Below are 13,625 nucleotides of genomic sequence, written 5' to 3' on the forward strand. Positions count from 1 at the left end.
TCCTTTGTTAGGAGATAACCTTACCATGAACTGGGCTGATAGCCATAGGCTGTTGACGAATTCGCGCTTTCTTTAACTTCTGCAAAATCGCTGGTGGCATTCCTTTTGGCAACTGCACAGTAGTGTGTGTTGCAAAAAGTTGAATTTCACCAATGTAACGGCTATCCATATCCGCTTCATTTGCAATAGCACCAACTACATCACCCGGGCGCGCACCATGTTCAGTACCTACCGATAAACGGTACGTATCGAACTCAATGTTCGCATCACGGCGTGGTTTCCGTTCACGGCGCTCTGCACCAGCACGGTCACTTCGCTCGCCTGCACGCTCTGGGCGTTTTCCGCGGGCATTGCGGTCACCACGATCACTGCGTTCGCTACGGCCACGTTCTGCGCCTACACTACGCTCTTTGCGATCAAACTTCGGCTTAGGCTCATCTTTTACAATAAGTGGGCGCGTTAATTGGTATTCATATAGAAGCGCTGCTGCCATTTCCTCAACAGTCATTTCTGTTGCTGCTGTCATCTGCTCAACTAATGAAGCCATAGCTTTCATTGCTGGCTCTTGAGCGCGGGCTAAAATTTTAGCTTGCGCTTGCTCGATACGTAATTTCGATAACTCACGGCCTTGTGGCACGTTAATCATCTCAATTGTGCCGTTAGTTGAACGCTCATAGCGCTTCAACAAATGCATTTCACGTGGGCGTGCAAATGAAATTGATTCACCTGAGCGGCCAGCACGGCCAGTACGGCCAATGCGGTGAACATAAGATTCAGCATCTTGTGGTAAATCGTAATTAATAACGTGAGTAACACCTGGTACATCTAAACCACGGGCCACAACATCGGTACCAACGAGTATACGAATTTTACCAGATTTCAACTGGCTAACCGTAGATTCACGTTGTTCTTGGCTCATATCGCCGTTCAAACCTGCGGCTTTAAAGCCTTGCTCACGTAACCCGGCAGATACAGTTAAGGTATCGTTACGAGTACGAACGAATACTAATACCAACTGGTAATCTATTGATTCAAGCAAACGCTCAAGTGCTGCGTCTTTCGTCATGCCTTGAACTTTCCAAGCTTTCTGAGCAATGTTTGCTTTTGTAGCTTGCGTAGATTCAATTTTCACATGAACCGGATCCGTTAAGAACTTGTTCGCAATTTTACGAATTTGTGGTGGCATGGTTGCTGAAAACAAAGCGCGTTGAGCTGTATCTGGAACCTGCTCCATAATCCACTCAATATCTTCAACGAAGCCCATATTAAGCATTTCATCAGCTTCATCAAGTACTGCCATTTTCAAAGCGCTTAAATCTAGGCTACCTTTGCGGAGATGATCCATTAAACGGCCAGGTGTACCAACAACAACTTGGGCACCACCGCGAAGTGATTTAATCTGCGGGCCATAAGAAGAGCCGCCATAGATAGTAGCTACGTTCAAACCCTTCATGTATTTACCCATAGCTTCGATCGATTCAGCAACTTGAATTGCTAATTCGCGAGTAGGAGCAACTACTAAGAGTTGAGCACCACGCACGCGGGTGTCGATATTAGCTAAGGCTGGCAAACCAAAAGCTGCGGTTTTACCGGTACCGGTTTGCGCTTCGCCAAGTACATTTTTCTTAGCCAACAACCCAGGAATAGCCTGCTGCTGGATAGGAGTAGGGGTATCAAAACCTAACTCAGAAATGGCACGTAAGATTGGCTCTGGTAATTCCAAAGCAGAAAAAGTATTAAATTCAGACATATTTGTCTCACTATCAAAGCTCCGCGCTAAATTGGCGGAAACATTTTAAATAATCAGACTCGGTAAACAGATCGCACACTCATGTACATCAACATGTTTGCTTGCGTTGTTACTTGCGCAATGCAAGCTTCTGCAATATTGCGATGGCAGACCAAGGCTGGGCATTGGCGTTATCTTTGAAGATAACGCAACCGACAACTGCCCCTTAGACCCTGTTCTCATGTGAACGGATATAGCGTTTAAACCATATCGTTTTTAGTGTTGTCAGGCGTTTAAAGCCTGCAAGATAGGGGACCACTGTCAATCAAATTGCTTAGCTCTAGCTAAACAGGTGCGGAGTATAACAGGATTTATAAAGAAGTATTGTTGTTTGTTTGTTAGCAGGAACAACTAGGTGCCCATTCTTTCACGAAAACTAGTGGAATTTGGATTTTCCTAAGGTTTCTCAAGAAAAACAATTAACGTTTTTTCAATGTGTTAAAAAGAAATCGTTCGTTCTTTGTGCGTTAACGCACAGACCCTTTTTGAGTAACAGGAGGAAAGTACTTATTCCACGGACTCTCCTTTATGGCGAGGCGGAATCAACCCAACAAGTATACCCTAAGGATTTGTCTAATGTATCCTAAATTATCTAACACCTACAAATGGCTAATGCTGGCATTAGCTGGTTCGTTCCTAATCGCCTGTGGTGATGATGGCCGTGATCCGATTCTTGGTAATGATGGTAACGTTGCTCTATCGCCGACGGTAACCGTTGTTATTCCTGCAAACAATGCAACTGATGTTGCCATAAATGATACCGTGATATCAGCTCAGTTTAGTGAACCAATGAATTCACTAACTGCGGCAAACTTCACTGTCACCTGTGAGAGCCCGTGCAGCAGCCCATCCGGAACTGTTAGCATGAATGCGGCGCGTACTATCGCTACTTATTCGGTAACGAGCCCCGACGCTCTCGACGAATTCACTGTTTATACAGCAAGAATTCAAAATGTCACTAGCAGTAGCCATAATCTACCTCTAGCACAACCTTATGTTTGGGAGTTCACAACTGGTGAAACCCCCGATACTACCCGGCCTCGAGTTACTATAACCCAGCCAGCGACACCCACTGTAGGGGCAACCGAAAACGTACCGGTAAACACAACTATTTCCGCTGTATTTAGCGAAGACATGTTGGCTTCAACGTTTACCGCGAGCAGTTTCACTGTTACCTGTGCCGCACCTTGTGTATCGCCAGAGGGAAGTGTTTCATATGAGCCGGAAGCACTCACTGCGGCGTTCTTGCCCGAAGTGGCGTTAGATTTCAACACCACCTACACCGCTACAATCACCAGCGCAGTTACTGATCTTGCTGGTAATCAACTAGCTGGCAATCAAGGTAATGCAACCACCGCAAGTGATTACATTTGGGAATTCACTACGGGTGATGTGGCCGATACCACTCGCCCGCGGGTTACTATTACACAACCGTTAACGACAAGCCCAGGCCCTACCGCTAATGTGCCGGTGAATACTTCTGTTTCTGCGATTTTCACCGAGCCAATGCTAGCTACTACTATTACCTCTGCTAGCTTCACTCTTACCTGTGCAGCGCCTTGTGTATCGCCAACCGGTAGAGTTTCATATGAAACTGAAACCCGCAGTGCTGCATTTACTGCAGACGAAATTTTAGATTTTGAAACAACATACACAGCAACGATTACCACTGCAGCAACTGATTTGGCGGGCAATCGCTTAGCCGGCAATCAAGGGGATGCATCTACCGCAAGTAACTATGTGTGGCAGTTCAGAACTGGCATTGAGCCTGATACTATTCGCCCGCGGGTTACGGTTACCCAGCCCCTAACTACTTCTCCGGGCCCAACAACGAATGTACCTATAAACACCACTATTTCGGCTATTTTTACCGAGAGCATGTTGGCCACAACGATTTCATCAAGAAGTTTTACACTTACCTGTGACGCGCCTTGTGTATCCCCGGTTGGAAGTGTTTCCTATGAAGCTGAAACGCGCAGCGCTGCATTTCGTCCCGCTGCCGAGCTCGAGCCCAGCACAACCTATACCGCTATCATACGCAGCACTGTAACTGATTTAGCCGGCAATCAACTTGCTGGCAATCAAGGTGATGCAACTACTGCAAGTAATTATATCTGGCAATTCACCACCAGTACTGAACCCGATACAACTCGGCCACGGGTTACTATCACGCAGCCGTTAACAACATCCCCAGGACCTACAGAAAATGTGCCGGTGAACACCAGTATTTCTGCTATCTTCACTGAGGACATGCTAGCGACCACTATCAACAGAAATAATTTCATTGTTACATGCCAAGCACCATGCGTATCTCCGGTTGGCACTGTTTCCTATGAAACTGAAGCACGTACTGCCGTTTTTGTTCCTAGTGAACAACTTGAATCTGAAACTACGTATACAGCAACGGTTACCTCATCGGTTACCGATCTTGCAGGTAACGAGTTAGCTGGTAACCAAGATACCGCAGCGTTCGCAAGCGATTATATTTGGTTATTTACTACTAGCGATGCTGCAGATACAACACGGCCTTTGGTAACTATTACGCAACCACTTACAACAAGCCCCGGCCCAACAACGAATGTTCCGATAAACACCAACATTTCGGCTGTATTCAATGAAGATATGTTAGCCTCAACGATTACTTCAAACAGCTTTACGGTAACTTGTGAAGCTCCTTGCGTATCGCCATCAGGCACTGTTTCCTATGAACCCGAAGCTCGTAGTGCGGTATTTAACCCTACCAATGATCTTGAGTTTGAAACTACTTACACCGCAACAGTAACAAGTTCGGTAACTGACCTTGCTGGCAATCAATTAGCCGGAAATCCATCAACACCAACGGTTGCTAACGATTACACATGGCAGTTCACCACCGGTATTACACCAGATACAACTCGCCCACGAGTTACCCTTACTGTGCCCGCTACCAGCGATCCCGGCCCTACCGATGGAGTTCCTGTAAATACCGGTATTAGTGCGGTATTTAGTGAAGAAATGCTCGCTACCACTATTACCAACAGCAGTTTTACAGTTACCTGTGAGGCGCCGTGTGTATCTCCTGTTGGCAGCGTAAGCTACGTGGCTGCATCACGTACCGCGGTATTTACCCCGCAGGAGAATTTGGAAGAAGGGGCTACTTACACGGCAACCATACTCAGTACAGTTACAGATGTTGCGGGTAATCAGTTGGCGGGTAATCAAGGTCCGGTTAGCAGCGCCAGTGACTATATCTGGTTATTCTCTACTGTTGAGCCTATTCCAGTGAACAATATATCAGTGCAATCAACTGACCCTATATTTAATGGAACCATGGCGGTTTGCCCAAATGCCAGTATTAACGCAACCTTTAATATTCCTTCAGGGACTCGGATTGACCCTACAACAATTAACGATACAACGTTTTTGATTGCTGAAGATGCCGATCCTTTAAATACAGCGGTTGCTGCCGAATCAATTCAGCTTGATGTTGATACCGGCACCATAGCTACCTTTATTCCGCTTAACCAACTCCCTGAAGGTGTAGTCTATCGGGCCACCATTATAGGCGGTGCCGATGGCGTTAAAGACCTCGCTGTTCCGGGCAACGAAATGCTTGAGAATTATGTATGGACCTTTACCACCACTCCTCCAACCGAGAGCTGCCTTGAAGGGCCTAACCTCAGAACCGCCGCACCTTTTGGTAGCTTTGGTGGCACTGCAGGTATAACCAACCAAGGCTTACTAACCGTTATTAACGGTGATATAGGTACCACCGGAGCCTCCACTATAGTAACTGGCTTTGTTTCTGAGCCTGGCTGTGAATACACCATTACCACTCTGAACGAAGGTCAAGTAAACGGTAAAATCTACACCGCTCCACCACCGCCTACCGTTGCGTGCCCACAAGATGGAACGGCCGTAACCGAAGCTATCGCTATTCAAGCTCGCCTTGATGCAGAACAGGCTTACCTATCCATAACACCAGCAAACTTGCCAGGTGGCCAAGATCCAGGAAACGACAACCTTGGCAACTTAACCTTAGCCCCGGGCATTTACACCGCCCAAAGTGGCTCATTCCGCATCCAAGGCGGTAATTTAACCTTAGATGGGCAAGGCAACCAAAATGCGGTGTGGGTATTCCAAATGGCAACCACATTAACTGTTGGTGGCCCCGGAGCTGATTTCCCACAAAGTGTGATTTTAGTTAACGGCGCGCAGGCGAAGAATATCTTCTGGCAAGTAGGCAGCGCTGCAACGATTAACGCTGCCGGTGGTGGCACCATGAAAGGCACCATTATTGCCCAAGAAGGTGTGAGTATTTCTACCGCTGGAAACGTCAATATTGTCACTTTAGATGGCCGAGCATTATCTCTAGGCGCTTCAGTTACCATGGTGAATACCGTGATAAATGTACCTGCAGAATAATGGCTAACCCTAATCCGATTTCAGTGGAGAGTATGATGAAAACGAATAAAATCACACAAGCGATTGGTACAGCGATCGGTACACTTACCCTCTTCGGGCTAGCTCTACCCGCTGTGGCAAGCCAAAAAATAGAATCTGGGTGGTATCTGGGTGTTGGTGGTGGTAGCTCGCAAGCCACCATTGCTCGCGCCGATATTATTGCCGATCTATTAGAATCAGGTTACACCACAACTGAGTTTAATTCTGATACCAAAGATTTTGGCTTTAAAATTTATGGCGGTTATCAGTTTAATCGCCATATCTCGATAGAGGGCGGTTACTTTGATCTTGGTGAATTTAGCTACACTGCCACTACGATACCAGCCGGCACTAGCTTTGGAGAGCTGGAATTCGACGGCTGGAATCTTGATGTAGTAGCCATGCTACCGCTCACCGAGAAATCATCGTTGTTCGTCAGAATTGGTGCCCATAGCAGCAAAGCATCGGTAGATTTTGTGGGTACGGGTGCGGTAAATGTACTTAATCCGCGCTTTCAAAAAACTAGCACCGATTACAAATTTGGATTTGGCTATCAATATGAAATGACGGAAAGAGTTACGTTTCGAATCGAAGCGGAGCGTTACCGCATGGACGACGCAGTAGGCAATCATGGTGACTTAGATTTATTCTCAGTGAACCTTATCTATCGCTTTGGTACTCGTTCACGCCCTGAGGCAACACCTGCTCCAGCACCAAGAGCTGTTGTTGCCGCGCCAGTACAACCGGCAGCAACAACGCAGTATTGTGGTGTTCTAGAAATTCAATTCGAAATTGCCAACGATGATATTCAACGAATTAATCGTGAACATGTTTTAGTTCTTGCTACTTTCTTGGATAAATACCCGGAAACTAAAGTTGAGATTGAAGGACACACCGATAACGTTGGTACACGAGCCGATAATCTTCGCTTATCACAGCAACGCGCAGAAAATGCCGTTGATTACTTAGTTCGGGAGCATGGCATAGATAGAGATCGGCTCAGTGCCACCGGCTATGGTGAAAGCCGGCCCGTTGCTGATAACAGTACCGAAGCAGGTAAGCAAGCGAACCGCCGCATCAACGCTGTTATCGATTGCGCAACGGATATCGAGGGGTTAACACCATTGCCCGCACGGATAACACTAGCAATGGAGCTTGAATTTGATACTAATAGCTCAGTAGTTGACCCGAAATATCATGATCAACTCGGTACAGTTGCGGAGTATTTGCGCCGCCACCCTGAACTCACCGCTACACTGGAAGGCCATACCGATAACGCGAACGCTGATAGAGCGCAAAGAGTATCTCAAGAGCGTGCGCAGAGTGTTGCCAATTACTTAGTAACGCACTTTGGTATTGATCGCTCTCGGCTTACAGCTGAAGGTTTTGGTGCTACCCGCAGAGATACTTACAATATTACTGCGTCGGGCCGTCAGGAAAACCGCCGAGTTACTATTATTCTAGATTATCCGAAATAGGTATACAGTAGAGCCCCCCTTAGGTGCCTGGCAAGTTTTGTCGGGCACCTTTTTTTATGCCTAAAACAACCGGGAGTTTCTCTGATCATTGAAATGATTAAGCAAGCGATCGTATTCTTTATTTACCACTTGGTAACATTCACAACTAAGTTTCTCAAGCCTTGGCCGATCTAATATGATCAGTTTCCCTCGATGATACTCAATCACACCTTGTTTTTGCAGTTTCCCTGCGGCGAGTGTAACCCCCTCCCTGCGAACACCCAGCATATTTGCGATAAGTTCTTGGGTCATAATCAGCGTATTTGATGGAATTCGATCTAACGACAAAAGCAACCATCGGCACAATTGTTGTTCGATTGTGTGGTGGCGGTTACATACGGCAGTTTGTGCTATTTGCGTCATCAACGATTGCGCGTAGCGAAGGAGAAAGAATTGCAGATGGCTATGTCGATTAAATTCCTCTTTTAATATGTTCTCCGGCAACTGATATGCATTTCCCGCGCTTTGAACTATCGCCCTATGAGGCATGCTTTCACCACCCATAAAAATAGCAATACCGAGTATTCCCTCATTACCCACCACAGATATTTCAGCGGAATCACCGTTTTCCATTATATAAAGTAAAGAGATAACAGAATCGGTTGGAAAATATACATGTTTTAGTTTGTTGCCTGATTCATACAAGCACTTCCCGAGCGGTAGTTGTACGAGGTTATAGTGCTTTGCAAACCTAGCTCTAACTTCAATAGGAAGGGAAGCAATTAAATGATTCTGTTCCGGCGATGCTGATCGAAAATCATCATTCACCACTAGCTTTTTTGAGTGCAAGCCATAGCTCCCTATGTTCGCGGCGTAAAGTAACTAAAACATTAACTGTTATTAATATATATGCAAAGAATCAGAAAAACTCCAGATTATCGCCAAAATAAAATCTATTTATCAGGGTGGAATTTAATAACTTAACTAAAAGTTCAGTTATAAGCGCGATATCGTACAGACGCATTTTAGGAATAAGTAAATAGTGACACCCTGTCCGTTCTGAACACTATGGCGGGCTGAACTAACTTGCAAACTTACACCGAGAGGAATGACCAAATGCACCCCAAATTACCTAGCTTTTCCAGAGTTCACAAATGGCTGATGTTAGCAGTAACCTGCTCACTATTAGCCGCTTGTGGTAGCGATGGCCGTGACCCTATCCTCGGTAATAATGGCAATGTAGCGCTACCACCAACAGTGACCGTTACAACACCCACAAACGATGCCACGGGTGTTGCAATCAATAATACCGTGATAACGGCTCAGTTTAGCGAAGCCGTAAACCCATTGACCATGGCTGATTTTACAGTAGCTTGTGCAGCTCCATGTACCAACCCAACCGGCACTGTTACCATGAATGCAGCGAATACTATTGCAACGTTCACAGTAACAAGCCCGGCTCAGTTAGATGAGTTAACGCAATATACTGCAACGATAAACAGCGCCACCAGCAGAGCGACTAGTTTAAATTTAGCTCAACCATACGCATGGCAATTCACAACTGGTGAAGCACCGGATACCACTCGCCCACGCGTTACCAGCACCAAACCGGTAACAAGTTCTCCGGGCCCAACTCCAAATATTCCAGCAAACACTACCGTTTCTGCAGTGTTTAGCGAAGCGATGTTAGCTTCCACTATCACTACCAGCACGTTCACAGTAACCTGTGCGGCACCTTGTGTATCGCCTACTGGTAGTGTTTCCTATGATAGCGCTACATTAAGCGCTGTATTTACTCCAAGCGAAAATTTGGATTTGGAAACAACGTATACGGCTACTATTGAAAGTACAGTTACTGATCTTGCTGGCAACGCGCTTGCTGGTAATCAAGGTTCGGCTACTACAGAAAGTGATTACACTTGGCAGTTCACTACCGGTACAACAACCGATACAACCCGCCCACGCGTTACTATTACTGTACCGGAAACCACTACTCCTGGGCCTACTAATGAAGTTCCAGTAAATACCGGCATCACTGCGATATTCAGTGAAGATATGTTAGCCACCACAATTTCTGATAGCACCTTTACGCTTACCTGTGAGGAGCCTTGCATATCACCAGTAGGTGATGTTACCTATGTGGTTGCTTCACGCAGCGCAGTGTTTACGCCTGAAGAGAACTTGGAAGAAGGCGCTACCTACACAGCTACTATTTTTAGCACCGTTACTGATCTAGCGGGGAATGAGCTTGCTGGTAATCAGGGGCCGGTAAACACCGCCAGTGATTATATATGGGTATTTACCACTGTAGCTGCAATTCCAGCCAACAATATCTCGGTGCAATCAACCGAGCCTATGGATAGCGGCACGATAGCTGTATGCCCAAGCGCTAGTATTAACGCTACGTTTGATGTTCCATCTGGAACTCGATTGGATCCAAACACTCTAAATAATGCAACTTTCTTAATTTTTGAAGATGCAGCTCCAGAAAATACAGTTTCTGCTGAATCGATTTTGCTTGATGCTGATACTGGCACCATTGCTACTTTCATTCCTGAGAATCAGTTAGCAGAAAACGTAACCTACCGCGCTACGATAAAAAGTGGTTCTGAAGGCGTAAAAGATCTCATGGTTCCAGGTAACGAAATGGTGGAAGATTACGTTTGGATTTTCACCACCACTCCTCCAACTGAGAGCTGTTTGGAACCTGCAAACCTGCGAACTGCAGCCCCTTTTGGTAGCTTTGGTGGTATTTCAGGCGTAACAAACCAAGGCCTATTAACGGTTGTTAACGGTGATCTGGGTACTACAGCGGCATCTACTTTGGTAACTGGCTTTGTTTCTGAGCCTGGCTGTGAATACACCATTACCACTCTGAACGAAGGTAAAGTAAACGGTAAAATTTACACCGCTCCACCACCGCCTACCGTTGCGTGCCCACAAGATGGAACGGCCGTAACCGAAGCTATCGCTATTCAAGCTCGCCTTGATGCAGAACAGGCTTACCTATCTCTTACGCCTGCAAATATGCCAGGTGGCCAAGACCCAGGAAACGAAAATCTAGGTAACTTAACCTTAGCCCCTGGAATCTATACCGCTCAAAGTGGTGCATTTAGTATCCAAGGCGGTGATTTAACTTTAGATGCACAAGGCAATCAGAATGCTGTGTGGGTATTCCAAATGGCAACCACATTAACTGTTGGTGGCCCCGGAGCTGATTTCCCACAAAGTGTGATTCTAGTTAACGGCGCGCAGGCGAAGAATATCTTCTGGAAAGTAGGCAGCGCTGCAACGATTAACGCTGCCGGTGGTGGCACCATGAAAGGCACCATTATTGCCCAAGAAGGTGTGAGTATTTCTACCGCTGGAAACGTCAATATTGTCACTTTAGATGGCCGAGCATTGTCTCTAGGCGCCTCAGTTACCATGGTGAATACCGTGATAAATGTACCTGCAGAATAATGGCTAATACTAACAAGGTTTCAGTGGGGATTAAGATGAAAAAGAATAAAATTACACAATCTATTAGTACAGCTATTGGCGCACTTGCCTTAATGGGCATGGCAATGCCTGTAGTAGCTGAAGAAGATTCGGGATGGTATCTCGGTGTTGGTGGTGGTAGCTCGCGCGCCACCATTGCTCGCGCCGATATTATTGCCGATCTATTAGAATCAGGTTACACCACAACTGAGTTTAATTCTGATACCAAAGATTTTGGCTTTAAAATCTATGGCGGTTATCAGTTTAATCGCCATATCTCGATAGAGGGCGGTTACTTTGATCTTGGTGAATTTAGCTACACTGCCACCACGATGCCAGCCGGCACTAGCTTTGGAGAGCTGGAATTCGGCGGCTGGAATCTTGATGTAGTAGCCATGCTACCGCTCACCGAGAAATCATCGTTGTTCGGCAGAATTGGTGCCCATAACAGCAAAGCATCGGTAGATTTTGTGGGTACGGGTGCGGTAAATGTACTAAATCCGCGCTTTCAAAAAACTAGCACCGATTACAAATTTGGATTTGGCTATCAATATGAAATGACGGAAAGAGTTACGTTTCGAATCGAAGCGGAGCGTTACCGCATGGACGACGCAGTAGGCAATCATGGTGACTTAGATTTATTCTCAGTGAACCTTATCTATCGCTTTGGTACTCGTTCACGCCCTGAGGCAACACCTGCTCCAGCACCAAGAGCTGTTGTTGCCGCGCCTGTACAACCGGTAACCATGGTACAGTATTGTAGTGCTCTAGAAATTCAATTCGAAATTGCCAACGATGATATTCAACGCATTGATCGTGAGCGTATCTTGGTACTTGCAACGTTTTTAGAGAAGTATCCAGATACTAAAGTTCATATTGAAGGCCACTCCGATAGCGTTGGTACACGAGCCGATAATCTTCGCTTATCGCAGCAGCGCGCGCAAAGTGTGGTTGATTACTTAGTTCGGGAGCATGGCATAGATAGAGATCGGCTCAGTGCCACCGGCTATGGTGAAAGCCGGCCCGTTGCTGATAACAGTACCGAAGCGGGTAAGCAAGCGAACCGCCGCATCAACGCTGTTATCGATTGCGCAACGGATATCGAAGGATTAACGCCGCTACCAGAACGCATAACTTTAGCGATGGAGCTTGAGTTTGATACTGATGGGTCAAAGATTGATTCTAAGTATCATGATCAGTTAGCTAATGTTGCTGAGTATCTGCGTAGCCACCCGGATCTTACTGCTACACTTGAAGGGCATACTGATAATACTAGCCCAGATAGAGCACAAAGAATATCGCAAGAGCGTGCGCAGAGTGTGGCCAATTACTTAGTAACGCACTTTGGTATTGATCGCTCTCGGCTTACAGCTGAAGGTTTTGGTGCTACCCGCAGAGATACTTACAATGTTACTGCGTCGGGCCGTCAGGAAAACCGCCGAGTTACTATTGTTCTAGGTTATCCAAAATAAGATCAAAATAGGATCTTTCTGTGTGCCTAGCAATTATATTGCTAGGCACATTTTATTATTTGTTACGGTTGCTTTTACTTAATGTAGTTAGTGTTCAAAGAATGTTTCTTCAATAGCTGATTTTTTCGAGAACTCGCTTCTGCAAGCCGCTTTTGGCAAATAATGCAACAAGCGATCGCATTCAACTTTCACCACCTCGTAGCATTCACAGCTTATCTTTTCCAATCGTGGCCGATCTAAAACAGTTAACTTCCCACGATTATATTCAATAATGCCTAACTTTTGCAGTTTACCTGCCGCCACCGCCACGCCCTCTCTACGAACGCCTAACATGTTGGCAATAAGCTCCTGGGTCATCGTAAGCACATTCGATGGAATACGATCTAACGACAATAATAACCAACGGCATAACTGCTGCTCTATCGAGTGATGGCGATTGCATACAGCCGTTTGCGCCATTTGTGTCATCAGCGATTGGGTATAACGCAAAAGCAAACAATGCAAATCTCCATGACGATGAAATTCTTGTTTTAATATATGGCCTGGCAACTGATACGCACTGCCAGCACTCTGCACTACCGCTCGGTTTGGAGTACTTTCCCCCCCCATGAATAAAGCGATGCCCAATACACCTTCATTCCCTACCACTGAGATTTCCGCCGAATCCCCATTCTCCATAGTATAGAGTAACGAAATCACAGAGTTAGTTGGGAAAAGTACGTGCTTAAGTTCGCCACCTGATTCGTATAAACACTGACCTAACGGCAATTGTACTAAACGAAGATGTGGCGCAAACCGTGCGCGAACTTCTGCAGGAAGCGATGAGAGTAAATGATTTTGTTCTGGTGATGAAATTGGATGTTCACCGTTTCTCATTTTTTTTATTGAATGCAAATTGCGCTCCTTGCCGGATTAGCCATAGATGCGCTCAATAGTAGTTCGTTAATTTACATTTGTATGCAAACTTAGGCAGAAGAAAGTGTAAAGAGCGATTACATCACGCCC

At 46.0% G+C, this 13,625-nt stretch carries 7 protein-coding genes; 4 read left to right on the forward strand and 3 right to left on the reverse strand.

From position 1 onward, the window contains the following. Window positions 1-7 precede the first annotated feature (7 nt). Entirely contained in the window at window positions 8-1,750 is a 1,743-nt protein-coding gene (locus tag A28LD_RS11480) for a DEAD/DEAH box helicase (RefSeq protein ID WP_007421243.1), read from the reverse strand. 615 nt (window positions 1,751-2,365) lie between these two features. Here A28LD_RS11480 and A28LD_RS12200 point away from each other — a divergent pair. Next, window positions 2,366-6,193: an Ig-like domain-containing protein gene (locus A28LD_RS12200; protein WP_007421244.1), complete on the forward strand. Its 3,828-nt coding sequence runs from the start codon at window positions 2,366-2,368 to the stop codon at window positions 6,191-6,193. A 32-nt stretch (window positions 6,194-6,225) separates the two neighbouring features. Further along, a complete protein-coding gene (locus A28LD_RS12080; RefSeq protein ID WP_237704268.1) occupies window positions 6,226-7,689 on the forward strand; it encodes an OmpA family protein in 1,464 nt (487 codons plus the stop codon). A gap of 60 nt (window positions 7,690-7,749) precedes the next feature. On the opposite strand, the gene A28LD_RS11495 is transcribed toward A28LD_RS12080, so the two are convergent. Beyond that, on the reverse strand, window positions 7,750-8,517 hold the full coding sequence (locus A28LD_RS11495; protein ID WP_007421246.1) for a Crp/Fnr family transcriptional regulator: 768 nt from the start codon (window positions 8,515-8,517) through the stop codon (window positions 7,750-7,752). A 267-nt stretch (window positions 8,518-8,784) separates the two neighbouring features. Here A28LD_RS11495 and A28LD_RS11500 point away from each other — a divergent pair, with 267 nt between their 5' ends. After that, window positions 8,785-11,130, forward strand: a complete 2,346-nt coding sequence (locus A28LD_RS11500; protein ID WP_007421247.1) for an Ig-like domain-containing protein — start codon at window positions 8,785-8,787, stop codon at window positions 11,128-11,130. 35 nt (window positions 11,131-11,165) lie between these two features. After that, window positions 11,166-12,620: an OmpA family protein gene (locus A28LD_RS12085; protein WP_007421248.1), complete on the forward strand. Its 1,455-nt coding sequence runs from the start codon at window positions 11,166-11,168 to the stop codon at window positions 12,618-12,620. Between the two features lie 87 nt (window positions 12,621-12,707). Here A28LD_RS12085 and A28LD_RS11510 read toward each other — a convergent pair whose 3' ends face one another. After that, window positions 12,708-13,496: a Crp/Fnr family transcriptional regulator gene (locus A28LD_RS11510; protein WP_050795192.1), complete on the reverse strand. Its 789-nt coding sequence runs from the start codon at window positions 13,494-13,496 to the stop codon at window positions 12,708-12,710. Between the last annotated feature and the right edge of the window lie 129 nt (window positions 13,497-13,625).

The organism is Idiomarina sp. A28L, assembly GCF_000218785.1.
Classification (GTDB): Bacteria; Pseudomonadota; Gammaproteobacteria; order Enterobacterales; family Alteromonadaceae; genus Aliidiomarina.

What these genes read in the sequence shown, in the direction of transcription:
- A28LD_RS12080 (WP_237704268.1), top strand. Translation starts at nt 6,226, where the DNA reads ATGATGAAAACGAATAAAATCACACAAGCGATTGGTACAGCGATCGGT.
- A28LD_RS11500 (WP_007421247.1), top strand. Translation starts at nt 8,785, where the DNA reads ATGCACCCCAAATTACCTAGCTTTTCCAGAGTTCACAAATGGCTGATG.
- A28LD_RS12085 (WP_007421248.1), top strand. Translation starts at nt 11,166, where the DNA reads ATGAAAAAGAATAAAATTACACAATCTATTAGTACAGCTATTGGCGCA.
- A28LD_RS12200 (WP_007421244.1), top strand. Translation starts at nt 2,366, where the DNA reads ATGTATCCTAAATTATCTAACACCTACAAATGGCTAATGCTGGCATTA.
- A28LD_RS11480 (WP_007421243.1), bottom strand. Translation starts at nt 1,750, where the DNA reads ATGTCTGAATTTAATACTTTTTCTGCTTTGGAATTACCAGAGCCAATC.
- A28LD_RS11510 (WP_050795192.1), bottom strand. Translation starts at nt 13,496, where the DNA reads ATGAGAAACGGTGAACATCCAATTTCATCACCAGAACAAAATCATTTA.